Source organism: Rhizobium sp. 01T437 (assembly GCF_056398505.1).
Window position 1 is genome coordinate 1 of the sequence record NZ_JBFTPM010000002.1, and the last position, 25128, is coordinate 25128.

Annotated in this window: 20 protein-coding genes; 12 read left to right on the forward strand and 8 right to left on the reverse strand. The window is 57.0% G+C overall.

What is annotated here, in order from left to right; translation table 11 throughout:
• Positions 1-271: 271 nt before the first annotated feature.
• Positions 272-766, reverse strand: a complete 495-nt coding sequence (locus tag AC1DM5_RS03465) for a YqhA family protein (protein ID WP_477824308.1) — start codon at positions 764-766, stop codon at positions 272-274.
• Positions 767-1122: 356 nt separating this feature from the next.
• Here AC1DM5_RS03465 and AC1DM5_RS03470 point away from each other — a divergent pair, with 356 nt between their 5' ends.
• From AC1DM5_RS03470 to AC1DM5_RS03495, 6 genes are all read left to right on the forward strand, one after another.
• Entirely contained in the window at positions 1123-2553 is a 1431-nt protein-coding gene (locus AC1DM5_RS03470; protein ID WP_477824309.1) for a basic amino acid/polyamine antiporter, read from the forward strand.
• A gap of 246 nt (positions 2554-2799) precedes the next feature.
• The gene (locus AC1DM5_RS03475; RefSeq protein ID WP_477824310.1) at positions 2800-4233 is read left to right on the forward strand and encodes a basic amino acid/polyamine antiporter; all 1434 of its coding nucleotides are present in this window, start codon (positions 2800-2802) and stop codon (positions 4231-4233) included.
• 24 nt (positions 4234-4257) lie between these two features.
• Positions 4258-5514 carry an arginine deiminase gene (gene arcA / locus AC1DM5_RS03480; RefSeq protein WP_477824311.1) on the forward strand — a complete coding sequence of 419 codons (1257 nt, stop codon included), beginning with the start codon at positions 4258-4260 and terminating at the stop codon, positions 5512-5514.
• 83 nt (positions 5515-5597) lie between these two features.
• Positions 5598-7268 carry an alpha/beta hydrolase gene (locus tag AC1DM5_RS03485; protein ID WP_477824312.1) on the forward strand — a complete coding sequence of 557 codons (1671 nt, stop codon included), beginning with the start codon at positions 5598-5600 and terminating at the stop codon, positions 7266-7268.
• Positions 7269-7455: 187 nt separating this feature from the next.
• Entirely contained in the window at positions 7456-7950 is a 495-nt protein-coding gene (locus tag AC1DM5_RS03490) for a DUF1269 domain-containing protein (RefSeq protein ID WP_477824313.1), read from the forward strand.
• Positions 7951-8196: 246 nt separating this feature from the next.
• The gene (locus tag AC1DM5_RS03495; RefSeq protein WP_477974597.1) at positions 8197-9213 is read left to right on the forward strand and encodes an AI-2E family transporter; all 1017 of its coding nucleotides are present in this window, start codon (positions 8197-8199) and stop codon (positions 9211-9213) included.
• 22 nt (positions 9214-9235) lie between these two features.
• Here AC1DM5_RS03495 and AC1DM5_RS03500 read toward each other — a convergent pair whose 3' ends face one another.
• Positions 9236-12403, reverse strand: a complete 3168-nt coding sequence (locus AC1DM5_RS03500) for an efflux RND transporter permease subunit (RefSeq protein WP_477824352.1) — start codon at positions 12401-12403, stop codon at positions 9236-9238.
• Positions 12400-13545, reverse strand: coding sequence for an efflux RND transporter periplasmic adaptor subunit (locus AC1DM5_RS03505; RefSeq protein WP_477974599.1), 1146 nt, complete (start codon positions 13543-13545; stop codon positions 12400-12402). Before AC1DM5_RS03505 ends, AC1DM5_RS03500 begins: the two co-directional genes overlap by 4 nt.
• A 499-nt stretch (positions 13546-14044) precedes the next feature.
• Here AC1DM5_RS03505 and AC1DM5_RS03510 point away from each other — a divergent pair, with 499 nt between their 5' ends.
• The 3 genes from AC1DM5_RS03510 (at position 14045) to AC1DM5_RS03520 (ending at position 16133) form a co-directional block, all read left to right on the forward strand.
• Positions 14045-15190, forward strand: coding sequence for a helix-turn-helix domain-containing protein (locus tag AC1DM5_RS03510; protein ID WP_477824354.1), 1146 nt, complete (start codon positions 14045-14047; stop codon positions 15188-15190).
• A 329-nt stretch (positions 15191-15519) separates the two neighbouring features.
• Positions 15520-15762: a hypothetical protein gene (locus tag AC1DM5_RS03515; protein ID WP_477824355.1), complete on the forward strand. Its 243-nt coding sequence runs from the start codon at positions 15520-15522 to the stop codon at positions 15760-15762.
• A gap of 17 nt (positions 15763-15779) precedes the next feature.
• The gene (locus AC1DM5_RS03520) at positions 15780-16133 is read left to right on the forward strand and encodes an EF-hand domain-containing protein (protein WP_477824356.1); all 354 of its coding nucleotides are present in this window, start codon (positions 15780-15782) and stop codon (positions 16131-16133) included.
• Positions 16134-16290: 157 nt separating this feature from the next.
• On the opposite strand, the gene AC1DM5_RS03525 is transcribed toward AC1DM5_RS03520, so the two are convergent.
• Positions 16291-17289 carry an ABC transporter permease gene (locus AC1DM5_RS03525; RefSeq protein ID WP_113322736.1) on the reverse strand — a complete coding sequence of 333 codons (999 nt, stop codon included), beginning with the start codon at positions 17287-17289 and terminating at the stop codon, positions 16291-16293.
• Between the two features lie 40 nt (positions 17290-17329).
• On the reverse strand, positions 17330-18070 hold the full coding sequence (locus AC1DM5_RS03530) for an ATP-binding cassette domain-containing protein (RefSeq protein ID WP_310386138.1): 741 nt from the start codon (positions 18068-18070) through the stop codon (positions 17330-17332).
• Positions 18071-18328: 258 nt separating this feature from the next.
• On the opposite strand from AC1DM5_RS03530, the gene AC1DM5_RS03535 reads away from it, so the two are divergent.
• The 3 genes from AC1DM5_RS03535 (at position 18329) to AC1DM5_RS03545 (ending at position 21321) form a co-directional block, all read left to right on the forward strand.
• Positions 18329-19309, forward strand: coding sequence for an NAD-dependent epimerase/dehydratase family protein (locus AC1DM5_RS03535; protein WP_477821139.1), 981 nt, complete (start codon positions 18329-18331; stop codon positions 19307-19309).
• Between the two features lie 48 nt (positions 19310-19357).
• Positions 19358-20344, forward strand: a complete 987-nt coding sequence (locus AC1DM5_RS03540; RefSeq protein WP_029868596.1) for a substrate-binding domain-containing protein — start codon at positions 19358-19360, stop codon at positions 20342-20344.
• A 194-nt stretch (positions 20345-20538) separates the two neighbouring features.
• Positions 20539-21321 carry a FadR/GntR family transcriptional regulator gene (locus AC1DM5_RS03545; RefSeq protein WP_477821138.1) on the forward strand — a complete coding sequence of 261 codons (783 nt, stop codon included), beginning with the start codon at positions 20539-20541 and terminating at the stop codon, positions 21319-21321.
• A 131-nt stretch (positions 21322-21452) separates the two neighbouring features.
• Here AC1DM5_RS03545 and pdxA read toward each other — a convergent pair whose 3' ends face one another.
• The 3 genes from pdxA to AC1DM5_RS03560 all read right to left on the reverse strand — a co-directional run bounded on the left by pdxA (position 21453) and on the right by AC1DM5_RS03560 (position 25125).
• Positions 21453-22451 carry a 4-hydroxythreonine-4-phosphate dehydrogenase PdxA gene (pdxA, locus tag AC1DM5_RS03550; RefSeq protein WP_477821137.1) on the reverse strand — a complete coding sequence of 333 codons (999 nt, stop codon included), beginning with the start codon at positions 22449-22451 and terminating at the stop codon, positions 21453-21455.
• Positions 22452-22479: 28 nt separating this feature from the next.
• Positions 22480-23613: an iron-containing alcohol dehydrogenase gene (locus tag AC1DM5_RS03555; RefSeq protein ID WP_477821136.1), complete on the reverse strand. Its 1134-nt coding sequence runs from the start codon at positions 23611-23613 to the stop codon at positions 22480-22482.
• Between the two features lie 327 nt (positions 23614-23940).
• Positions 23941-25125: a sialidase family protein gene (locus AC1DM5_RS03560; RefSeq protein ID WP_477821135.1), complete on the reverse strand. Its 1185-nt coding sequence runs from the start codon at positions 25123-25125 to the stop codon at positions 23941-23943.
• Between the last annotated feature and the right edge of the window lie 3 nt (positions 25126-25128).

Consider the following 25128-nt stretch of genomic DNA (forward strand, 5'->3'; position numbering starts at 1 on the left):
TCAAAGCCTGAAACCAAAACCAAATCATGCCCGCGCAGAGATCAAAACGAAAAAGCCCTCCATCTCGGAGGGCTTTCGTATGTCTACAGAGGGACTTGCATCGCCCAGCTCTGATTGTCGGAGCTAGCTTAAATCAAACTATTGAACAGGGCCGCTCCTGGCGCGGCGTGAGCCGCAGAACGTCTAACAGGACACGCCTCGCGATAATCCAACAATGCCGATCGGTCATTAAAGGCCTAACACCAGTTTAAGCTGAGAGGCTGCGGAGCAATCACTTTTGTGGCGCTCGTCTGCGGTTCTCGTCATGCGACGAACTCGCCACCAGTTTCATTGCGGCAGCGAGCAGGACGATAGCGCCGGGCAGCACGAGAGTATTCCATTCCAGCTCTCCCTCGGTTTCTGCGATGAGCGTCGCAAAATGAACCACCAAATACAAAATGATGACCTGGAAGAAGAGGATCTTCAGTTCATTAATTGTGGACAGTAGCATCCACCTCGGCACTTTTCGACGCTCATCATCCGACACATCGAAAACGAATCCGAACGTAATCGCATATGCAAAGATGATCAGAATAATGCCGAAAATGAACTTATCGGTAGAACGCAGCACTGCCGCGATAACGGACGAACTTGGATCCATGCGAACGGCCGCGAACGCATTGCCGAGCGTCAGCGTGCCCTCCCAGAACGTAAGTGCAGCACCGCTTAAAAGGCCTAAAGGCGCGACGATGATGACATAGCGCAGCGATAGAAACAGCGAGAGCATAGAATGTACTCCGTCGGCGAAACTGACGGTGGTCAAACCACCGTGCTATGTCGGGGCCAACACCCCCATCCGGGCATGCCCAGCACCCTGCGTCAGCAAAAGCTAATCAATGACTCCTGAACCAGAACATCGGAGGAAAGGAACTCTGGCCAATCGTTCAGGCTATTCAGATATTTGCGCGTACTGTTGGCAAAGCATAGCCCGGACCGCTCCGCCCCGCCATTGCCGTCGGGACATTCCAGGTCGAAATGGACTTGAAGCATAGTCTTGGGATTCCATGCCGATTACCGGGACTCCAGGGCAAGGCTAAAGTGGCAATTCGAGGAACACGGCAAGTCCGCCAGGAGCGCGTGACAATGACTTCAGATTCAAATCGGCATTTTTCCGTTTGGACATTGATGGCGATGGTCGTGGGCTCAATGGTCGGGGCCGGAATTTTTTCTCTGCCACAGGCCTTCGGACGCGCGACCGGACCGTTCGGCGCGCTGATCGCATGGTCGATCGCCGGTATCGGCATGCTGATGCTCGCCTTCGTATTTCAGACACTGTCTCGACGAAAGCCGGAGCTGGACGCAGGGATCTACGCCTATGCAAAAGCCGGGTTCGGCAACTATCTCGGGTTTCTCTCTGCGCTTGGATATTGGTCGGCTGCCTGCCTCGGCAATGTTTCGTATTTCGTACTGATAAAGTCGACACTTGGCTTGTTTTTCCCCGTCTTCGGGGACGGCAACACAATTATCGCGATCTTCTGCTCGTCCATCCTGCTGTGGCTCTTTCACACGCTCATCCTGCGCGGTGTCAAAGGCGCAGCCGCGATCAACACCATCGTGACTTTCGCCAAGATCATTCCAATTATCCTTTTCATTGCCTTTGTTGCCTGGGGATTCCACGCGGATATTTTCGCTGCCAATTTCTGGGGCGGCGAGGACGTCAGTGTGAGCAACGTCGCCAGCCAGGTTCGCGCCACGATGCTTGTGACCGTCTTCGTCTTTGTCGGAATCGAAGGCGCCAGTGTGTATTCCCGCTATGCGCGGAATCGCAACGATGTTGGAGTGGCAACGCTTGTGGGCTTCCTCGGCGTATTGTGCCTGCTTGCTCTTGTCACGATCCTTTCCTATGGCGCCATGTTGCGCGCCGATCTTGCAGGGCTGCGCAATCCGTCCATGGCCGGCGTTCTGCAAAGCGTCGTTGGGCCTTGGGGCGCCGTATTTGTCAGTTTGGGATTGTTGATTTCCGTTCTGGGCGCCTACCTGTCGTGGGTGCTTCTCGCCGCAGAAATACTTTTTTCGGCCTCGAAACACGAAACCATGCCGCAGTTTTTGTCGCACGAAAACCGAAACGGAGTGCCGTCGAACGCATTGTGGCTTACCAATATCGTCGTCCAAACATTTTTGATTCTGACGCTATTTACACAATATGCGTTCAGACTTGCGCTCGAGCTGACGAGCTCGATGATCCTCGTTCCCTATCTCCTCGTTGCTGCGTACGGGCTTAAACTTGCCTGGTCAGGCGAAACATACGACCGGGATCCGGCTGGCCACCGGACGGATCTGATGCGTGCCGGGATCGCCCTGATATACACTGCGGGCTTGATCTATGCGGCCGGAGCAAAACACCTGCTGCTGTCGGCGGTGATCTATGGGCCCGGTTCAATTCTCTTTATTGTTGCGCGCCGTGAAAGGGGCAAAGCCGTCTTCACCCCAAGCGAATTGATTGTGTTCGCAGTTGCAACTCTTGGCGCGGCAATAGCGATCTATTCCATCACAACAGGTCTCATTTCCGTCTGACCGAGCGCCGTAACGGCGTGCGGCGAAAGAAACGCTTTGGCGCCATTGCTGGCTCGGCCGGTCGCAGCGTTTCATTTCGGCCTAAAAGGTCGTTGTTTTCGTAGGTTGCCGCGAAAATCGGGACGCGAAGAATGGTCGTGGGATTCTATGCTGATCCACTGGAGGACCGAACAACACTATAATTCAAATCGGCACTCGTTACGGTCAGCGCACTCGGACATTTGATAGAGTTTTGTGGAGGACACCATGACTTCAGACTCTACTCAGAAATTCTCGTTGTTTGCGCTAACGGCCATGGTCGTCGGATCGATGGTCGGCGCCGGTATCTTTTCTCTTCCCCGCACGTTTGGCAACGCCACTGGGCCATTCGGCGCGATCATAGCGTGGTGTATCGCCGGCGGCGGGATGTATATGCTGGCCCGGGTCTTTCAGGCGCTCGCCGAACGGAAGCCCGATCTCGACGCGGGTGTCTATGCCTATGCCAAGGCGGGCTTCGGTGACTATCCGGGCTTTCTGTCGGCATTCGGGTATTGGATCGGCAGTTGCATCGGCAACGTTTCCTACTGGGTGCTGATCAAGTCGACGCTCGGCGGGTTCTTTCCTGTCTTCGGCGATGGCAATACCGTGACCGCCATCGTCGTCGCCTCTATTGGTATCTGGCTATTCCACTTCATGATCCTGAGAGGCGTCCAGCAGGCTGCCTTCATCAACACGGTGGTCACGATTGCCAAGATTGTGCCGATCCTGGCTTTCATCCTGATCCTTATCGTCGCCTTTAAGACGGATATGTTCAGCGCCAATTTCTGGGGCGGCACGGGGATGCCCGATTCCACGCTGTTCCAGCAGGTCCGGGCAACGATGCTGGCGACGGTCTTCGTCTTCATCGGTATCGAGGGCGCCAGCAACTATTCGCGCTACGCCAAGACCCGATCCGATGTCGGCACGGCCACCATCATAGGCTTCATCGGTGTCAGCGCCCTGATGGTGCTGGTAACGCTGCTGCCCTACGCGGTAATGCCGCGCGCCGACATCGCTATGATGGGACAGCCCTCCATGGCGGGCGTTCTGGAAGCGGTCGTTGGCCACTGGGGCGCAGTCTTCATCAGCGTCGGCGTGATCGTCTCGGTGCTTGGCGCCTACCTCGCATGGTCGTTGGTCTGCGCTGAGGTGCTCTTCGTCGCCGCCAGAACGGACGACATGCCCAGGCTCTTCGGCACCGAAAACGCAAACAAGGTGCCTGCCGCGGCCCTCTGGCTCACGAATATTGTGGTCCAAGTCTTTGTCATCAGCACTTACTGGTCACGCGACGCCTTCGCACTGATGCTGAACCTGACGAGCGCGATGTCGTTGATACCCTATCTGTTCGTTGCGGCTTTTGGCCTGCTGCTTGCGAGGCGGGCGGAGACCTACGACGTTCGGCCGCAGGAAAGGTCCCGCGATCTGGCCATCGCCGCCATCGCCTGCATATATACCCTCTTCATGATCGCAGCCGGCGGTCTGAAGTTTGTGCTGCTGTCTGCGCTTCTCTATGCGCCGGGCACACTCTTATACTTCTGGGCTCGTCGGGAGCAGAACAAGCAAGTGTTCAACACTTCGGTAGACTGGGCGATTTTCGCCGCTGCGGTCGTCGGCTGTATTGCTGCCATCGTCGGGCTATCGACCGGCTACATCACGATTTAATGGAGCAAATAGAGGAGGCTAAACATGTCCGCTGCCGCCGATTCCGCCACCTTTGGCGTTCACTCCGAGGTCGGCCAATTGCGCAAGGTGATGGTTTGCGCGCCTGGTCGTGCCCATCAGCGCCTGACGCCGACCAACTGCGACGCCTTGCTCTTCGACGACGTTCTCTGGGTCGACAACGCCAAGCGCGATCATTTCGATTTCATGACCAAAATGCGTGACCGCGGCGTCGAAGTGGTGGAGATGCACAATCTGCTCGCTGAAACCGCTGCGGTCCCTGAAGGCAAGAAGTGGATCCTCGACAACCAGGTGGTGCCAAACCAGGTCGGTCTAGGCCTCGTCGATGAGATCCGCAGCTATCTTGAAGGATTGTCCAACCGCGAGTTGGCGGAAACCCTGATTGGTGGCCTGTCGACGCAGGAATTCCCTGAAACGCACGGCGGCGAGATGCTGAAGCTGGTACGTGAGGCGGCTGGCGTCACCGAATATCTGCTGCCGCCGCTGCCCAACACGCTGTACACCCGCGACACGACCTGCTGGATCTATGGCGGCGTGACGCTGAACTCACTCTATTGGCCGGCACGCCACGAAGAGACCATACTCACCACCGCCATCTATAAATTCCATCCCGATTTCGCCGGCAAGGTCAAGGTATGGTGGGGAGATCCGACCAAGGACTGGGGTCTTGCCACACTCGAGGGCGGAGACGTCATGCCGATCGGCAAAGGCAATGTGCTCATTGGCATGAGCGAACGCACCTCGCGTCAGGCGATCAGCCAGGTTGCCGCCAATCTCTTCGCGCAAGGCGCAGCCGAACGGGTCATTGTCGCGGCGATGCCGAAGCTGCGTGCCGCGATGCACCTCGACACAGTGTTCACCTTTGCCGATCGCGACTGCGTGCTGCTCTATCCCGATATCGTCAATGGCATCTCCGCCTTTTCGTATCGGCCCGGTGCAACGCCGGGAACGGTCGAACTGCACAAGGATAGGGGAACATTTGTCGAGACTGTCCGTGATGCTCTAGGCCTCAAGGAGCTACGCATCGTTGAAACGGGTGGTAACGATTATATGCGCGAACGCACGCAGTGGGACAGCGGTGCCAATCTCGTTTGCGCTGCCCCAGGTGTTGTCTTCGCGTATGACCGCAACACTTATACCAACACGCTTTTGCGCAAGCAGGGCATCGAGGTCATTACCATCATAGGCGCCGAGCTTGGCCGCGGTCGTGGTGGCGGTCATTGCATGACGTGCCCGATCATCCGCGACGCGGTGGATTACTAATTCTGGGATGCTTTGATCGCTGTGGCAAATACTGCGCACGCTTTATAGTAGCAGAGTTTAACGCCTACTGTGCGGAGGGTTAGTTGCAGGCGAAAATCATTGCATTGGCGAGATCATTCTCAATTTTCGGTTTGGTTGTCGGCACTGTCTTCTTCGCTGCATCCCTAAGCCCGAGCCTGATGCCACGAACGTACCTGGTTCAAGGCATTGTTGCAGGTTTCTGCGCAGCGCTGGGTTATGGGATCGGCGTCTTGATGCGTTGGCTTTGGCTCTATCTGGAGCTGCCGCTGCCGCGTACTCGAACAACTGCGAAGATCGCGTCTATTGCCATCTGCGTCGCAATTGCGGCTATCGTTCTTTGGAGAGCCACCGAGTGGCAGAACTCCATCCGGAAACTGATGGGGCTCGATCCAGTGCAAAGCGCGGAGCCTTTTGAGCTTGTTGTCATTGCGCTGGCGGTGTTCGGCTTGCTGGTATTGTTCGCGCGGATTTTCAGGCTGACCTGCGTGGTTCTCGCGGCTTTGTTCGAACGATTTCTTCCAAGACGAGTGTCCATTCTCGTCGGCGGTTTGATTGCGGTCGGATTGTTTTGGTCGATCGCAGAGGGCCTTCTTTTCAGAACAGCGTTGCGGATTGCGGATACCTCATTCCAGCAGCTCGACGCCATGATTGACGATGATCTGGCGATGCCGGGTGATCCTCTAAAAACAGGCAGTGCGGCTTCTCTTATCGATTGGAAAGAACTGGGTCGGCGGGGCCGCGAGTTCATTATTTCCGGGCCTACGGGCGCTGAAATTGGCAATTTCTTCCACGAAAACGCTCTCGACCCTATCCGGGTTTATGTCGGACTTAACAGCGCGGATACCGCTGAGGAGAGAGCTCGGTTGGCTTTGGCGGAGCTCAAGCGAAACGGGGCTTTTAAGAGATCTATTCTGATCGTCATTGTTCCAACGGGGACGGGTTGGGTCGACCCTGCGGCAGTGGACACAGTCGAATTCCTTCACAAGGGCGATGTTGCGAGCGTAGCCCTACAGTATTCATACCTGAGCAGTTGGCTGTCGTTGTTAGTCGAGCCAGCATACGGCGCAGAAGCGGGGCGCGCGCTGTTTCGTGAAGTCTATCGCTATTGGATCACACTCCCTCGTGATCAGCGCCCGAAACTGTATCTGCATGGCCTCAGCCTCGGCGCAATGAATTCAGAGCTTTCGGCCGATCTCTTCGATATCGTTGCCGACCCATTTCAGGGCGCGTTGTGGAGCGGGCCTCCCTTCCAGAGCCGCACGTGGAAGTCGGTGACTGCCAATCGCAATCCCGGTTCGCCCGCCTGGTTGCCGCGTTTTCGCGACGGCTCCATCATTCGATTTACCAATCAGCATAATGCGCTAAACACCCCTGGTTCCGTCTGGGGGCCGATCCGGATCGTTTATTTGCAGTATGCCAGCGATCCAGTGACGTTTTTCGATTTTCATTCGCTCTACCGGGAACCTGATTGGATGAAGATGCCACGCGGTCCGGATGTGTCCCCTGAGTTGCGCTGGTTTCCTCTGGTCACAATGACCCAGCTTTTACTGGACATGGCAACAGCCACCACATCTCCGATCGGGTATGGCCATGTTTACGCGCCGGAACACTATATCGATGCTTGGATTGCCGTCACTGATCCGCAGGGTCTTTCTCCCAATGATGTTATGCGCCTCAAGACATTTTTCGAGAACAAGTTTCGAAGTGGCGCTGAGGTGGCAGTGCACGGATAGGATTTTAGTCAATTGCGGCGCTGGTCTACCGTAGTGTCGTATGCATTGCCGACGGCACACTCAAAAAGAGACGCAACGCATCACTCTGGGATTCTGTGCCAATTTCCTCGCTGCGTTCGCGCGATATGTTTTCGGTGTGGCCTCGTGGTCAAGGTCTAAAGGTTCGGTTCACAACTTGGAGGGTGTCATGTCTAGTCTCATCGCCATCGTCTATCCAACGGAAGCAAAGGCTGAGGAAGTGCGCCGACGCCTTATCGAACTGCAGAAGGAGTATTTGATCAAACTTGGTGACGCTGTCATCGCAACCAAGACACAGGGCGGCAAAGTCAGGCTGAACCAGCTTGTAAGTATGACGACGTCTGGAGCTGTATCGGGCAGTTTTTGGGGCCTTCTCGTAGGTGTCCTGTTTCTGAACCCGCTCATCGGCGCGGCGGTGGGGGCGGCATCGGGAGCCATCGCAGGCGCACTAACCGATGTCGGCATAGACGATGCATTCATGAAAGACCTTGCGAGCAGTCTGCAGCCCGGGAATGCGGCGTTGTTTGTGCTGGTGCAGGAAATGACGGCCGATAAGCTGCTGAAGGAACTATCCGGTTTTGGCGGTGTGGTGCTTAAAACCTCCTTGGATGAGACCAAGGAGCAGACTTTACGCGATGCTCTGCAGAAAGATGCAGCAGCGTAATTGTAGATAGTCATCGTCATCCCTGGCTGGACCACAGGTGGAAATACCGTCCACGCATGGGCACCCATTGGATAAACGGCCGATGTTCACGCCTGAAGCGTAACCCATTGTGATCGCCGGCATTGAGCCGGCGAGAAGGAGGTATGCGAAATCGAAATTTTCGAAGTCGCCAGGCAATCCAGGCGACGCCCAATCGGCGCATGAGCATCCTGATATTCCGTTTGGCGAGCCGATAGGGAGTGAAACATGACAGGACAAAGGCAATTCGGACCTATTGCGACTGGCATTCTGATTCTTGCCCTTCTTCATTTCGCTCAGGCGATCTTCGTTCCGCTTGCATTCTCGCTGTTCCTCATCGCGTTGGTTTGTCCAATCCAATCCACACTGCAGCGGTGGTTGCCGCAGCTGATAGCGCTGCTTCTCACCCTTATTCTAACGATGGCAATCATTGCCGCCATCAGTTCGTCGGTCACTTGGGGGTTCGGCAAACTCGGTCAATGGCTTTTCACCAATGCAGGCCGTTTCCAGCTCATCTACGCGAGCTGGACCGATTGGCTGGAAGGACATGGCATTGCAATCGCCGGCGTGCTCGCCGACCGTTTCGATGTACGGTGGTTGGTCGGCTTCACGCAGGGAATGGCTGGGCGAGTCAATAGTTTCGCCGGCTTCGCACTGCTGGTTCTTGTCTTCACCATGCTTGGTCTGCTCGAGGTTGACGATTTCAACGAAAGACTGAAGACCCCTGCTGCACAGCCTTATGGTGCGCACATTCTCCTTGCAAACCGCGAGATTGGCATGAAATTGCGCCGCTTCATGATCGTGCGCACATTCGCCAGTTTGTTGACGGGTCTCGTCGTCTGGATGTTCGCGCTCGCGGCAGGGCTGGAACTCGCAGCCGCTTGGGGCGCGATCGCCTTTACGCTCAACTATATTCCGTTCCTGGGTCCGTTTGTCGCAACGGTATTGCCGACACTGTTTGCCATTGCCCAATTCGAGTCATGGCCGATGGCGGTCGGGGTCTTCGTGGGGCTCAACCTGATCCAATTTGTTATCGGGAGCTATCTTGAGCCGCTGCTGATTGGCACTTCTCTTTCGATTTCGCCGTTTGCGGTAATTTTCGCAGTGTTTTTCTGGAGCTTCATGTGGGGTGTTCCTGGCGCCTTCATCGGTGTGCCAATTTTAATTGCCTTCATTGTCTATTGCTCAGGCGAGAAATCCACGAGATGGATCGCGACACTAGCCTCGCGAGGGTCGTCGAGATGACCGGTCTGTGAATCTGGGCCGGTCAGCGTGACGACTGTCGCTGTTCTGGCCCCTCTGCTTCCCGAGCACCTTTGAGCGGGCGGGTGAACCGGCCGGAAAACCATTCTGCAAATCGTTCCACAACGACAAACAATCCGGGGATCAACAATATTCCCACGGTCGTTGCCGCCACCATGCCTCCGAGGATAGTGACACCAAGTGCCTGGCGGGCGTTGGCACCGGCGCCCGTTGCGACCACCAGCGGGATCATCCCCAAGATAAACGAAACGGCAGTCATCATCACCGCCCTAAAACGCTGAGCCGCTGCGGAAACCGCTGAATCAACGATCGAGAGCCCGCGCTCCCGCTCAACTCGCGCAAATTCGACGATCAGGATGGCATTTTTCGAAGCGAGGCCAATCAGTAGAACGATACCAATCTGGGCATATAGTGAGTTTTCCAGTCCTGATACCACGAGCGCCGTGATTGCGCCTAAAGCGGCAAAGGAGAGCGAGAGGATGATGGAGACCGGCAGAGTCCAGCTTTCGTACTGGGCAACAAGAAACAAGAACGCAAAGATGAGAGCCAGCGCCAAAATCATAGGGGTCTGCGCCGCAGATTGCCGTTCCTGCAGGGACAGCCCTGACCATTCGTAGCCGTAGCCTTCAGGCAGCACTTCTGAGGCCGCGCTCTCGAAAGCCGCCATCGCCCGGGCCGAACTGGTTCCCACAGCCGGAATTCCGTTTATAGGAGCGGCGGGAAAAAGATTATACCGCGACAGCGAAAACGGTCCGAGATCTGGTTCCAGGGTTACCAGAGTGCGCAAGGGTACCATCGTGCCATCGCGGCTTCTGACATGCAGATTGAGAACATCATCCGGAATTGTTCTGAACTGGCTGTCCGCCTGCAGGTTGACCTTGAATGATCTGCCGTCATGCGTGAAATCGTTGACATATCTTCCGCCGAACTGCGCACCGAGCGTTGAATAAATTTGATCGACGCTCACGCCCAGGCTTTCGGCACGCACGCGATTGACATTCACGAAAACCCGCGGGACATCCGCCGAGAATGAACTGGATGCAATCGCAATCTCCGGCGTCTGGCTGGCTGCGGCTATCAGCGCCCGCGCCACCTGACTGATGTCTTCCGGTGACTGACCCAAGCGTGCTTGTAGCCTGAAGTCCAATCCCCCCACCTGCCCGATGCCGGGGATGGGTGGAGGAGCGAAAACAGCGACGTTGGCCTGCGGAAGGGTCGAGAAGCGCGCATTGAGCGATGCCAATAAGGCTGTTGTTGACAGGTTTGGCGCGTCTCTTTTTTCCCAAGGATCCAGCATGACAATGGCGAAGCCGCCATTCGGCACAGAGCCGCCCTGCAAAAGGCTGAAACCGGATATCGTCACGACTTTCGCCACGCCCTCCGTTTCTCGCAGCGCCGCTTCAACCTGTTGCATCGTTTTTTCCGTGGTCGAAAGTGTGGATGCATTGGGCAGTTGAAGATCCACAAAGAGGAAGCCCTGATCCTCATCCGGCAGGAATGACGATGGCACCTTCAGGAAAAGCAACATTGCTACGACGATCGTGGCAGCAAGGATGCCAAGAACAATGACGATACGCCGAGCGAGACCGCTGACAACGCGGGTATAGCCATTGCGCGTCCTTTCGAGCACGGACTCGAATCTTGCCAGCGGTCCGCTGAGTTCTGCCGGCTTGCCGAGAAGGGTCGCGCAAAGGGCCGGGCTCAAGGTTAAACCGATAAAAGATGAAAAGACGAGCGATGCGGAGATTGTGATCGCAAACTGCCGGTAAAGCTGGCCGTTAATACCTTGCAGAAATGCCGTCGGAACAAACACGCCCAGTAGCACCATCGTCGTGGAGATGATCGGGCCGGTGACCTGTAGCATGGCCCTTTCGCTGGCAGTTTTTGCGTCCAATCCCTCATCTTTCATGAGCCGCTGCACATTTTCCACGACGAGAATGGCGTCATCAACAACAAGTCCCGTCGCCAGTATGAGCGCAAGCAGCGTGATGAGATTGATTGAAAACCCCGCGACATAAAGAACGGCGAATGTGGCGATCAGCGATGCCGGAATGGCGAGCGCAGGAATAATGGTGGCGCGCCATTCGCCAAGAAACAAGAAGGTGACCGCCACCACAATTATGAAGGTGATTGCGAGCGTTATGATGATTTCGCGAATGGACGCGCGCACGAACTGCGTCGAGTCATAAACCGGCTCATAGGTCAGACCGCGCGGAAACTGTTGCGAGAGAGTTTCAAGTTCCTTGGTCACCGCATCTGCTGTACCCAGCGCATTGGCGCGCGGCGCCTGATTTACGACGAGCATTGCACCAGGAGCTCCGTTCACTCTCACGCTGGACGCGTAGCTTTGCGCCCCGAGTTCGACCCGGCCGATATCGCGAATGCGAACGAGAGCGCCCGCCTGGCCGGTCTTTACGATAATGTCGCCGAAGGCTTCGGTCTCCTCAAGTCGGCCTTGGGCGACCAGCGTGTACTGAACCTTCGCATTATCTTGCGAAGGTGGACCGCCGACCTGGCCGATTGACGCCTGAATATTCTGGGCTTGAATTGCCGATGCGACATCATCCGGTGTTATCTCGAGCGCTGCCATGCGCACGGGATCCATCCAGATGCGCATACTATATTGGGACGATCCCATCACCGACGCTTCGCCGACACCCGGGACGCGCGATAGGGCGTCTGTCACATTCATGGAGAGGTAATTGGCAATGTCGAGTTCGCTGAGCGTGTGATCCGGGGAATAGAAGCCGAAGGCCACCAGGAAATCAGGGGAGCGGGCCCGCACGGTGATCCCCTGCTGGGAGACCGCGGCCGGCAACTGTGCGGTCGCAAGCTGAGCACGATTCTGGACGTTGATCTGGGCGAGGTTGGGATCGGTGCCGACCGCGAAGGTCACCGTTAGGGTATAGGTACCGGCATCGGAGCTGTTTGATGACATATAAATCATGTCATCGACGCCATTGATCGCCGTCTCCAGCGGGTCCCCGACCACCTTTGCGATAACCTCGGCATTGGCGCCGGGATAGAAAGCCGAAACCGTGATGCTTGGCGGCGTTATGTTGGGATATTGGGCAATGGGAAGCCCGAAAATTGATAGGCCGCCGGCAAGGCACAAGATAATGGCGACGACAATTGCGAACCGTGGACGGGAGATGAAGAAACCCGAAATCATGGCTGCTTCCCAGCATCTTGCTCGACGGGCTGGACAGCGATGCCATCGGAGAGCCGTTGGGTCCCTTGTACAACGATCTTCTCTCCCGATTTCACACCCTGTCGGACAGCCCACAGATCACCGACCTTCGCCCCGGTGTCGATACGGCGTTGCCGAACAATATTGTTCTCGCCCATCACGTATAAGAAGCGACCGTCGCGGTCCTGCAGGACGGCGGTTTGGGGCACGGATGGCCCCGTAGCCTGCTGGGCGCTACCGACGATGAGCTTGACGAACTGGCCAGGCATCAACAGTCCCTCGGGATTTGGAAATATCGTTCCGACGGTTGCTGTTCCTGTTCTAGAATCGACTTCTGGCGATAGGAACTCCAGAATACCATCCTGATTGTAAACGCTGCCGTTCGGTAACCTTAGGCTCAACTTTATGGCCTTGGCTGTCGATTTCATCTCCGCCGCGTCTTTTTGACGAAAGGTAGTGATGTCTCCTTCGGTGACAGAAAAGGCAACGCGCACCGGATCGACCTGCACCAATCGGACAAGTGTTCCGACATCCGGACCAACGAAATTGCCCTYGGTAAAAAGCGCCTGACCGATGCGGCCCGAGATCGGCGCTGTTATGCGCGTGTAGGAAAGATCGAGTTCAGCCTTCGTGAGGCCTGCCTGAGCTGCGGCAAGGTCGGCGGTCGCAATCTCAAAGGCTGTCTGGGACTCTTCATAGGCGGCGCGCGCCACGGTGCTGCGTCGGACAAGTTCCGCATTCCTGTTTCGATTATCCGTGGCCTGCTGAAGGGTTGCCTCGGCACGTGCGACCTGCGCCTTGGCAGTGGCGACGGCAGCTTCATAACGCGCAGGCTCAATGACGAACAGAATGTCGCCCTCGCTTACGGCTGCGCCCGGACTGAATGCGACTTCCTCGATGAAACCCGAAACGCGAGCGCGAACGTCCACCGCCTCCAGAGCCTCTACGCGGCCGATATTCTCACTCGGGGATTCAACCGGTCCATCGACAACCGATTGCACCACGACAACGGGGGCCGGCCGGCCCACAGGAGGGGTGTCCTGCGCTGAAATGCGGCTCGGCAATGCTGAAAAAATGACGAGCCAAGGAGAGATGGCAAGGATAGTCCAGGAGATATTTTTCATCTGGATCTCCAAGGCGATAGCATCGTCGCACGGAGAAAACATATATTGCAGACCACTGTGCGAACAAGAAATTCCCTACCACTCCACATAGAAATGGACTGATTGCCAAGATTTGGGACGTAGAGCGAATAGAGATCAGTTTGACCTGTTGCGCACGCCCAAGAGATGTGCCGGCCATTTTCTGCTGACGTGCAGGGATGGTCCAAGCTATTCCGAGCACCACCCAGAAGTGGCATGCGAGCGTTCGCATGTTGTTAACCACGTCGGCGTTGCAGTTGTGCCAGGCGATCCCTGAGCAGCTTTGGATGTAAGCAACATCTAAACAATACGGATTAATTGTGTTATGCACTATTGCTACGCAGGGGTGAGTACCTGGTCGCCGGGGTGGAGCGATGTCGGAGCAGCATCTTCGGAAAAGGGTGATTTGCTTGATTCCAGTTGACGTAGCCGCGGTAGGCGACCGGTTGCGTGCTCTCCTAGTTATTGGGAGTGTGAAGCTATGAGAGCCGAAGGCGCGATTGGACGAGATATATTGCCCAACGGCACAATCTCAGATGCAAAGCCCGCGGCGTCGAAGCAAACAACAGTTGAGCCCGAACAAGGAGCATGTGGCCCCAAGCACCTGCCCACATATGAGTTCACGACACACGATCTTCCCCCAGGGTACCAGTTTGAAGCTTGGCGCAACAACTTTGCACCTATGCTCGAGTTCGACGAACCGGACGACGTGACAGTCGGCTTTGGCGGCAAGCAAGTGACCTGGGACCTCGGTTGCCTTGCCTTCTCTCGCATCGAGACCGACGCTTTGGGATTCGTCAGCCTGCCCGGACACACACGACGGGATCCACTGGATCACTGGACGCTGACAACGTTACTTTACGGTTGCGTGAATACCATTGCACCGGCCAGGACATTTGAAGGCGGTGCGGGTGTGGTTCAGGTCCATCCTCTTGGCCGACCCTTCGAAGGGAATATCACCAATAGCGAAATGCTGATGTTGTTCGTTCCGCGTGATTTTTGCACCGAAGTAACGGGCGCCCTGAATGCCGCGGAATTCTCCAATCTCAGCACCGGAATGGGTCGGCTGTTCACGGACTACATGATTGGCCTTGCCAAGCGGTTGCCGGTGATTGACGAAGCTGAACTTCCAGCACTGGTGGCTGCCACGCGGGCAATGATACTCGCCTGTGCGTCGCCGTCTCGAGACCGAATAGAGGAAGCGCGGGAGCCGATTGCGTCGGTGCTGATCGAAAGGGCGCATCGAATTATCCAGGCCAGATTATTCGATCCGAAGTTTGGGGCAGAGTCCCTGCGTCGGGAACTTGGCGTCTCACGCTCGCGGCTCTATCGCCTGTTTGAACCGTTCGGTGGCGTCATGCATTATATTCAGCATCGGCGCCTGCTCGATGCACATTCGGCGCTGAGTGACCCGACCGATCAACGCCGTATCATCGAGATCGCTGAGCAACACTGTTTCAACGATGGGACGGAATTCAGCCGTGCTTTCCGGCGCGAATTCGGTTGTAGTCCCACTGACGTAAGGAGCGGGCAAAAGGCCAATCTGCCGTACAAGCCGGCGACCGATCTAAAGGCATACGCGCCTGAAGAACGGTTTGGCGTGCTGTTACGCCGGCTTCACGGCTAAGGTGGACCGACGATCGCTTTAAACGAGAAAGGAGCGGGACCGCATCCGGTCTGGGAGCGCTGAAACCAGCGCTCTGTTCTCGCTTCGACAGGACATCAGCGGTGGAGATAGGCGCAGGTGTTGTCTTCGCCCATGCGCAGTGGTAGTATTCAGTAGTAGCGTTGCAGCTTTGGCGCGCGCTTTGTATGTTTCGTCTGTGAGTTGCTTCTAATCAGCAGAAAATCTCGCGCACATGAGGAACATACTCAGAAGCTTGTTTTCGACCGCCGCCACTCAACGGTGCCTCCGCCTGTTTGTCTTAAACGTGAACGGATATACTGGAGGAAAAAATGACCAAGTGCACGATAGGTCTTGCTCTCTTAGGCTGCCTTGCCTTGTCTGGCTGCCAATCTGCTTCGACGTCCCAAGCAGGACGCAGTAACGAGTTCGGCTGCATCGCCGGTACGGTCGGCGGCGCGGTCGTTGGCGGATTGCTTGGTGCGACCATTGGCGCGGGGACCGGGCAGCTCTGGGCTGTTGGCGGCGGCGCCACGCTGGGCGCTGCGGGCGGCAGTGCCTTGACATGTCATTGACGCGAAAGGTCGGAATTATGAAAAGAGTAGTCCTGCTGACGGGATTCGTTTTTTTTACCGCCATTGTGGCCACCGCGCAGAATCAACCGGTAGCTATGAACCAGGGCCAAATGGACCGGCTCGATCGTGACAAGAATGGAGCGGTCGACCGATCCGAATATCAAGCCTTCATGACATCGGCCTTCACGAGCCTGGACAAGAACAAGGACGGCAGCCTGAACTCTGACGAAGTTGTCGGAGTTCTGACTGTCCAGCAATTCTCCGCCACCGACGCCAACGGTGACGGCAAGGTCAGCCAGAACGAGTTCCTGAATAGGGTGATGGCGGACTTCAAGGCCGCCGACCGCGGCGGCGACGGGAGCCTGCAGTAACGCACAAGCGATCCAAGCGCCAAGGCAAGCGTGTTCCGCTCGCCTCTACGGCGGCAGCGACGGCCAAGTGTCTGCGTCCGGCAGACTTCACTCAGGCGACCCTCACATAATTCATCATGCCGGTCTCGTGGGCTCGAGGATGTGGGACCAGGTTCGCCTACTCGTCGCGTCGCAAGTTGCGAATTCGGTCGAAAAGAACGGCAAGGACAATTGCACCGCCGATAAAGCAGCCTTGCCAGAAGGCGTTGATGCCGAGCAGGCCAAGACTGTTGCGAATAACCTCGATGAGCGCGGCGCCGATCAATGCTCCAAAGGCGGTGCCGACGCCGCCGGCCAGATTGGCGCCTCCAATAACCGCGGCGGCAATGACCTGAAGTTCCATCCCGGCGCCGATATTTGTGGTGACGGCGCCGAGCCAACCGGTTTGGATGATGCCGGCAACCCCCGCCGACAGGGCGGAAATCATATAGACGATGACCTTGATCCTCTGCACGGGAACGCCCGTCAGTGTCGCGGCGTGCTCATTGCCACCGATGGCAAAAACATAGCGGCCGAACTTGGTCCAGCGCAGCACAAAACCGGTAATGAGTGCCAGCACGACCATGTAAAGCACTGGATTGGCGATCCCGAAAAGCCAGGCGCCGCCACCCAGCGCCAGCAGCTTGTCGTGATCAGGCCCGAACTGGAAAACGACGGTGTTGTTGGACGCGACCATCGCAAGGCTGCGCGCAATCGACAACATGCCGAGCGTGACGACGAAAGGCGGGAAGCCGAGATAGGCAATCAGCAGGCCGTTGAAAGCTCCGACCAAAAGAGCGGTACCGATCGAGGCGGCGATGCCGACTTCAATGCTGTATCCCGCGTGCATGACGACCGCCAGCACCATGCTGCACAGGCAAAGCACAGAGCCAACGGACAAATCGATGCCGCCGGTGATGATGACCAGCGTCATGCCCAGCGCGATAATTGCGACGAACGTGACGTTGCGGGTGATGTTGTAGATGTTCTTTGCCGTCGCAAAGGAGTCTGTCGCCATAGACAGAAAAATGCAGGCGAGAATGACCGCAATCAGAACCCAGAATGTCTGGCCGCCCAAGATCGCCGCAAGCCAACTCCGTTGCTTCTGTCCGATCGTCTGGTCAAGTGTAATCGCCATCGTCGACCTTCTTTCTTGCTGCTGCAACGGATAGCATCGATCACACCTGTTCGATGGCGCCGGTGATCAGTCCCGTCACTTCCTCCGGCGAACTTGCCGCAATTGGCTTGTCGGCTACTTTTCTGCCCCGCCGCATCACGATCACGCGGTCTGCGACCGAAAAGACGTCGGGCATGCGGTGGCTGATCAGGACAACGACAATGCCTCGGTCACGCAATTGGCGGATCAGATTCAGAACCTCGGCCACCTGGCGCACGGAAATGGCTGCTGTCGGCTCGTCCATCAGCACGATTTTCGCTTCCGACAGCATCGTGCGAGCAATCGCGACCGCTTGCCGCTGTCCACCCGACATTTGCTTGACGAGATCGCGCGGCCGCGTCTCGGATTTGAGTTCGCGAAATATCTCGCCGGCGCGCTTGTACATGGTCTTGTAGTCGAGGATGCGAAGAGGCCATACGCCGCGGCGCAATTCTCGTCCAAGGAATACGTTCGCTGCCGCCGTAAGATTGTTGCAGAGCGCCAGATCCTGATGAACGATCTCGATGCCATGCAGCCGTGCCTCCTTCGGCCGATGAAGCACGAGATCGGCGCCATCGAGGCGCATGGTTCCGTGGCTCGGCCGAAAGTTGCCGGCGATCATCTTAACCAATGTGGACTTACCGGCGCCGTTATCACCCATGAGGCCGACCACTTGCCCCGCTTCAAGCGAAAACGAAACATCGTTGACGGCCTGGATGGCACCGAAATGTTTGGAAATATTGGTGAGCTCGAGAACCGCCACCAGCCTCCTGGCCTCCCAAAAACTTGTAGCTATCCGTTCGCCCCGAACCCGGCTTGGTTCGACGCGAGGCTCAAGCGAATTCGCCTTTCCAATATCCTCCCAGGAWAAGCGATTATTAGCATTTACGCAAAACCCCGCGACAGCGTCAACTCATTGTCCGAGGTGTTGGCCCCATTTGTAACAAAAATCTGTTTTGTCGGACAAATATCATTTGACGGATGTGGCGTCCGAATATTAGCTATCACTGGGAGAGAGAGCATGCTGATCCTTGTTACCGGTGCGACGGGCAAGGTCGGGCGGCGCTTCATTGCTGGGCTGCTTGACGATCCGAGATTTTCCAAAGCCCGTATTCGCGCGCTTTGTCATAACCGTTTGTGCGAGGCGACCGACCGTGTCGCAGTCATCCGCGGCTCGATCGCCGATCGCGATGTTGTGGCCGCAGCGCTCTCTGATGTTACCCATGTCGTGCATCTCGCCACATGCAAGGAAACGCCTGAAGACATCATGGATGTCACGGTCAAAGGTCTCTTTTGGCTGCTTGAGGAGTTCCGTGCGAGCGTCACGGCACGCCAGTTCATCCTGATCGGCGGCGATGCGGGCATCGGGCACTTCCACTATCGCCACAATGGGCCGATCACCGAGAGCGCACCCCATTGCGCCTATCCGGGAAGCTACGCGCTCTCCAAGGTTCTGGAAGAGGTCATGCTGGAGCAGTTTGGCATTCAGTACGGCCTCAATGGCTGTTGCCTGCGTGCGCCCTGGATCATGGAAAAGGACGATTTCAAGTATTCGCTGTCCTTTGGAGATGACGTCTTCGGCGGTCCGGACTGGAAGACACTCGTTCCGGAAGAAGCCGCGCGGGGCTATGCGGCTACGGGTACGGTGCCGCTGCTGCTCGATGCTGACGGCCGCCCGCTGAAACGCAACTTCGTGCATGTCGATGACCTCGTATCCGCAATATTGGCAGCGATCGACAACCCTCGGGCGGAGCGGCAACTCTTTAATATCTGCATGGATCGACCTGTCGACTATGCCGAAGTCGCCGCCTACCTGTCGCGCACGCGAAATCTCGGCTCCGTCGAGATACCGAGCCGCTTTCATTCCAATTGGATGGACAACAGCAAGGCGAAATACCTGCTGGATTGGCGGCCAAACTACGATCTCGAAATGCTTATCGACTCGGCGTGGCAATACGAGCGTTCGAAGGAGGAGCCTCGTATCGTCTGGTATCCGGGTTGATTTGGTGTGGCGGGCATGCCGTGCCCGTCTGTTTCAAGGGAGGAAACCATGAGGAAGGCATTACTACTTACAGCCGCAGTTTTAGCATTGACCGCCGGGCAGGCCCTGGCCAAGAAGCAACTCGTCATCGTCGTCAAGGGCCTCGACAATCCGTTCTTCGAAGCGATCAATCAAGGTTGCCAGAAATGGAACAAGGAAAACCCGACTGCGGAATATGAGTGCTTCTACACCGGTCCGGCATCGACATCGGATGAAGCCGGCGAAGCGCAGATCGTTCAGGATATGTTGGGCAAGGCAGACACGGCTGCAATCGCGATTTCGCCGTCAAATGCAAAGCTCATCGCCCAGACCCTGAAGACCGCCAATCCGACGGTTCCGGTGATGACGCTTGATGCCGATCTTGCAGCCGAGGATGCAGCCCTGCGCAAAACCTATCTCGGCACCGACAACTATCTGATGGGCGCACGCATCGGCGAATACATCAAGAAGGCCAAGCCAAAGGGCGGCAAGATCTGCACAATCGAAGGCAATCCGGGAGCAGACAATATTCTACGCCGCGCCCAGGGCATGCGCGACACGCTCACTGGCCAGAAAGGCCTGACCGCATTGAAAGGCGAGGGCGGTTGGACGGAGGTCGCAGGCTGCCCGGTCTTCACCAATGACGACGGTGCCAAGGGCGTGCAGGCAATGACCGATATTCTCGCGGCCAATTCCGACCTCGACGCATTCGGCATCATGGGCGGTTGGCCATTGTTCGGTGCGCCGCAACCCTATCGTGACCTGTTCAAGCCGATGGCCGACAAGATCGCCAGCAACGATTTCGTCATCGGTGCTGCCGACACGATCGGTGACGAGGTTGCTATTGCGAGAGAAGGCCTGGTGACTGCACTCGTCGGCCAACGGCCGTTCGAGATGGGTTATAAGGCACCTACGGTGATGATGGATCTGATTGCCGGTAAGGCAGTTGAAGATCCGGTATTCACCGGGCTCGATGAGTGCACGAAGGACACAGTCGATACCTGCATTCAAAAGTAGGCTCGCGGTTTGGCGCACCCGGTACAAGGGTGCGCCGACTGCCTCCACGTGACGGATCGAAAGATCTGCAGGGCTTGACGCGCCCTGAATTCCGAGCTTTGTGCCGGATCCAATCGCAGGCGACTTCCTCGTTATTACGATTGTTTTGATAATACGTGCAGACAGTCGAAAGAATGCTGAGGCAGTAGAAATAGATGCCTGACAAGAAATCGGGAAAGCCGACGACTCTGGTCGAGGTGGTGACGGTTGACCGCTCAGCCACCACAAGGCGCCCAATTGCTCCCCGCATGACTGGGGCGAGTGTTCACGTGTCTTTGGCGGGCGAGATCGGCCTCCGAATCGTGCGCGGTGACTATCCGCCCGGCACGATCCTGCCAAACGAGGCAAAATGGTCGCAAGTTTTTGAAGTCAGCCGATCGGCGGTGCGCGAAGCGATCAAGATGCTGATGGCCAAGGGCCTGCTTTCTTCCCGCCCGAAAATCGGCAGTTGGGTCGAACCCAAGGAACGTTGGAACCTGTTGGATCGGGATGTATTGGGCTGGTATGCCGCATCACCCGATCGCGAATCGTTTCTGAGGACCGTGCAAGAGCTGAGGCATATCATCGAGCCGGAAGCGACTGCGCTTGCTGCTGAGCGCCGAACTGAAGAGCAAATGAACGCGATCAGTCAGGCCTTGCATGACATGGGTCACGCGACATCACTCCAGCAGCGAACAGAATCTGATACGCGATTTCACATCGCGATCTTGCGTGCCTCTGGCAACGATCTGCTGGTGCCGCTCGGCGTATTGATTGAATCGGCGCTGAACCACCTCTTCACTCATGTCACGCGTGAGGAAGACGACTTGGTATACGTGTTGAAACTTCATGAAAATATTGAGAAAAGCATCCGATTGCAGCGACCGAACATGGCGCGTAACGCAGTCCGCAAGGTGCTGGCAAATACAGACCAAATCATAGCACGGTGGTCACGATAGAAGTCTGTATCCTGTCTGGCCGAGGAAGCGGTTGCCAGTCCCGCGTGCGTATCTTGAATAGGCCGATCCACCGACGGAAAAGCCCGCTCTCACGCGGGCTTTTGTTGGCCAAGAGCTGAAATTTAAAACCCTTAGGAGGCCAGCGCTGTGGCCCCGCGCGGCGACCTCGCCATCAGCCGCGCATAAGCGATGGCTGACAGCATGTTGACGTGGTTGGCGCGGCCGGTTCCGGCGATGTCGAAGGCGGTGCCGTGATCGACCGAGACGCGGTCGATCGGCAGACCGAGGGAGACGTTCACGGCGGTCTCAAAAGCGACGAGCTTGATCGGAATGTGGCCCTGGTCGTGATATTGGGCGATCACCAGATCGAAGGCGCCGTTATAGGCGCGGGCGAAGACTGTGTCGGCGGAGATCGGGCCGACCACGTCGATACCCTTGGCCTGTGCGAGTTCCACGGCAGGCGCCAGGAATTCTGTGTCTTCAGTTCCGAAGAGGCCGTTTTCGCCACAATGCGGGTTGAGACCGGCAACGGCGATGCGAGCTTTCTTGCCGAGGCGCATGAAGTGATTGTGGCCGGCTTCGATCGTTGCCAGCACGCGCTCGGTCTTGGCCCGCTCGATCGCACCCTTCAGCGAGATATGGGTGGAGACGTGAATGGTGTTCAGCCGCTCGGAGGCGAGCAACATGAAGGAGCTCTTGGAACCGGTCAGATGCGCCAGCAGGCCGGTATGGCCATCGAAATGATGGCCAGCGAGGTTCATGGCTTCCTTGTTGATCGGCGCCGTGACGATGACGTCGGCCTCCTTCGACATTGCGAGATCGACGGCGCGGGCGATGTAGCGAACGGACGCGTCGCCTGCGACCGGGCTGACCTTGCCGATTTCGGGGAGGGGGGCGCCAAGCGGCACCTCATCGACGGCGATGGTATTTCCATCTCCGGAGGCGGAGGGGCCAAAATTGAGGCTGACGTCGGTGGCGCGCGCAGCGCGTTCCAACGCTTCGGTATTACCAACGATGACGAAATCGCGCCGTTCTGCGGCCGGCAGTGCGGCCAGCGCCTTGACGATCACTTCAGGGCCTACGCCGGCAGGGTCGCCGAGGGTTACTGCGACTTTTGCATTTCTGTCCATCAGTCTAATTCCTCTTGAAAGCCCTGCCTCAATAGGCCGCTTCGTAGATCGAACGTATGTCAGTGCGCGTCAAGTCGCGCGGATTGTTATCCAGGAGCCTGCGGATCGCGAAAGCATCGTCGGCCATGGCGTCGAGATCGTTTTCCGGCACGCCGAGGCCGGAGAGCGTCATTTCGATACCGAGTTCGGCGCAGAAGGCATAGGCCGCATCGAAGACCGATTTGACGGTATCGGATGTGTCGCGGCCAAGCGCTTCCATGACCGCCTTCGTCTTTTCCGGCACCGCCGGCGTGTTGAAGGCGAGAACATGCGGGAAGATCAGCGCATTGGCCGCGCCATGGGCGACATGCCAGCGGGTGCCAAGCGGATAAGCGAGTGCATGGCCGCCGGCAGTATTGACCGGACCAAGGCAGAAGCCGCCATAGAGGGAGGCCAACGAAAGCCCGGCACGGGCTTCGGCATCCGAACCGTCGCGGACGGCTCTTGCAAGATACTTGCCGACGAGCCGCGTTCCCTCGATCGCATACATGTCGATCATCGGATGCGCCTTGCGATTGGTGAAGGCCTCGACGCAATGCGCCATGGCATCGACACCGGTTGCTGCAGTGGTTCGGGCGGGAACGGAGAAGGTCAGCGACGGGTCGATGACGGCGATATCGGCGAGCATGTGAAGGCTCTCGACCGCGAGTTTAGCCTTGGTCTCGGGATCGGTGACGAGCGCGCGGATCCCGGCCTCGCTGCCCGTGCCCGATGTGGTCGGCACCTGCGCGAGCGCTGCCTTGCGCGCCTTCTGCACCTTGTTCGGGCCGACAACTTCGCGAAGCGTCTGCTGCGAGCCGGCAAGTACGGCAGCGAGCTTGGCAAGATCCATGGCGCTTCCGCCGCCGAAGCCGACGATGAGCTCAGCCTGTGTCGCTTCTGCCGCGGCGAGCACTTTGTCGAGATTGGCAATATCCGGCTCCGGCGTCACATCGGAGAAGACCGAAACCTCGCCCTTCAGCTGCAACATATCGATGCGTGCGGCGTTGAAAGCATCCGAGACAACCAGTGTTCGGAAATAGCCCTTGCCGGCCGCCCAGGCGCCCAACTTCCCCGCAGTTCCGACACCGAACTCGATCAGGTGTGGCCGGACAACGGTAATAGGTGAATCCAAACTGACCATATACGGTCCTCCCGATGCGCGACGGACTTGACCGCCAATGATGTAAATTTGTTATCCTGTCCCATCGTTTTTGGCAAGAATGAATAAGGTTTTTTCTCGTCTGTCGATCAATTCTCGGCAAATTGGAGGTGTTCTTCATGGTCTTTTTATTTATTAAATAATTGATATATAACGATTATTATTGCAATGCGACAATGGGTTCGTCTAGTCGAGCCAGCTTGCCAATCGCTTGTCGTGTATTTGTAAAAATAAGGACGTGCATGGGGGAGGCCGAAGTGTTTCATACATTCGGCCTCCCCCATGCGCTGTCGGCACTTGCGATTGCTTCTAAGCAATTGATTCCAATGGAAGACGCACATATTTGATGGCGCGCCGGTAATAGGTGTAGGCTACATGAAGCGCGCCATCTGGTCCCTGTGTGATGGAGGGATAGGAGAACTCGCGATTGAGCATATCCTTCGAATTGTTGCTCAGGCAGTAACCGTCGCCGGTATCGAGATCGAACTTGCGTTCGAAATGACCACCTCTATCGGCAGAAACTGCAAGGCTGAGCGGCGCGCGCGGAACACCCCAGATGGCCTTTCTGGTCGGCATGCTCGAAATTTCCGCGACAGGCGCCTTATCGCTTTCGATTTCGTCATAGAGCGAGTGGCGTCGCGCATCGGAGGACGCGGCGTTGCTGTGGTTGTAAACCATCGCGATTCTCCGGTCCGTCAGCCCCACGGCCTGGATCGAGGAATTATTGTTGGGCAGATTGGTCGGCTCCGGCGCGCTCCAGGTCTCGCCTTGGTCTAATGACAGCGAGGCGCGAATATTCTCCGAATAACGATCGCGGAAGAAGGCGCTCATCCTGTCGCCTTCGAGCGGCACGACATTCATGTGCACGGCGCCCAGACTGCCTTCTATCTCCTTCATCTGCCAACTCTTTCCGGCATCGCGGGAGATCAGAACGCCTGCGGTGTCGGCATCGCCGCTCCAGCGCTGACCGAGCAGGCTGATGCAGCGGAAGATGGGAAGCAACCAGTCGCCTTTGCCATTAACGACAATCTGCTGGCGCACGAAGGTGCCGGGCAGGTCGCAGAGAATGATGGGCGGAGCAAAACTCTTGCCACCATCTTCGGAAATCCGGCATTTGACAACTGCGCCGTCCTGATCGCCAGATGTCTGCGAGGTGTAAAGCAACCAGACCCGACCATCTGGCGCATTGAAAATCAAGGGATTTTGCTCGGATTTCGCCGAGTCATCAGACATTTTCTCCGGTTCGGACCAGCGATCTGCGCCGGGTGCCAGCCGCGACATGTAAATCGAGATGTCGGCCATGCCTTCCATCGTGCCGCCAAACCAGACACAGGTCAGCGTGCCATCGGCCAGAAAAGCGAGATTGGCGGCATGGTTCTGGATGCAGGGAGAGGGCAGGTAGGCATCAAAGCGGCCAGTCTGGGCGGTATTTGCTCTGAGGACACCGTCCATCAACGCCGGAATGTTCTCGGGCTTCAAACCTGTCGTTTGCATGGC

Coding starts and splice junctions, on each gene's coding strand:
- AC1DM5_RS03465 (WP_477824308.1), bottom strand. CDS start 766: ATGCTCTCGCTGTTTCTATCGCTGCGCTATGTCATCATCGTCGCGCCT.
- AC1DM5_RS03470 (WP_477824309.1), top strand. CDS start 1,123: ATGACTTCAGATTCAAATCGGCATTTTTCCGTTTGGACATTGATGGCG.
- AC1DM5_RS03475 (WP_477824310.1), top strand. CDS start 2,800: ATGACTTCAGACTCTACTCAGAAATTCTCGTTGTTTGCGCTAACGGCC.
- arcA (WP_477824311.1), top strand. CDS start 4,258: ATGTCCGCTGCCGCCGATTCCGCCACCTTTGGCGTTCACTCCGAGGTC.
- AC1DM5_RS03490 (WP_477824313.1), top strand. CDS start 7,456: ATGTCTAGTCTCATCGCCATCGTCTATCCAACGGAAGCAAAGGCTGAG.
- AC1DM5_RS03495 (WP_477974597.1), top strand. CDS start 8,197: ATGACAGGACAAAGGCAATTCGGACCTATTGCGACTGGCATTCTGATT.
- AC1DM5_RS03500 (WP_477824352.1), bottom strand. CDS start 12,403: ATGATTTCGGGTTTCTTCATCTCCCGTCCACGGTTCGCAATTGTCGTC.
- AC1DM5_RS03510 (WP_477824354.1), top strand. CDS start 14,045: ATGAGAGCCGAAGGCGCGATTGGACGAGATATATTGCCCAACGGCACA.
- AC1DM5_RS03515 (WP_477824355.1), top strand. CDS start 15,520: ATGACCAAGTGCACGATAGGTCTTGCTCTCTTAGGCTGCCTTGCCTTG.
- AC1DM5_RS03520 (WP_477824356.1), top strand. CDS start 15,780: ATGAAAAGAGTAGTCCTGCTGACGGGATTCGTTTTTTTTACCGCCATT.
- AC1DM5_RS03525 (WP_113322736.1), bottom strand. CDS start 17,289: ATGGCGATTACACTTGACCAGACGATCGGACAGAAGCAACGGAGTTGG.
- AC1DM5_RS03535 (WP_477821139.1), top strand. CDS start 18,329: ATGCTGATCCTTGTTACCGGTGCGACGGGCAAGGTCGGGCGGCGCTTC.
- AC1DM5_RS03540 (WP_029868596.1), top strand. CDS start 19,358: ATGAGGAAGGCATTACTACTTACAGCCGCAGTTTTAGCATTGACCGCC.
- AC1DM5_RS03545 (WP_477821138.1), top strand. CDS start 20,539: ATGCCTGACAAGAAATCGGGAAAGCCGACGACTCTGGTCGAGGTGGTG.
- pdxA (WP_477821137.1), bottom strand. CDS start 22,451: ATGGACAGAAATGCAAAAGTCGCAGTAACCCTCGGCGACCCTGCCGGC.
- AC1DM5_RS03555 (WP_477821136.1), bottom strand. CDS start 23,613: ATGGTCAGTTTGGATTCACCTATTACCGTTGTCCGGCCACACCTGATC.
- AC1DM5_RS03560 (WP_477821135.1), bottom strand. CDS start 25,125: ATGCAAACGACAGGTTTGAAGCCCGAGAACATTCCGGCGTTGATGGAC.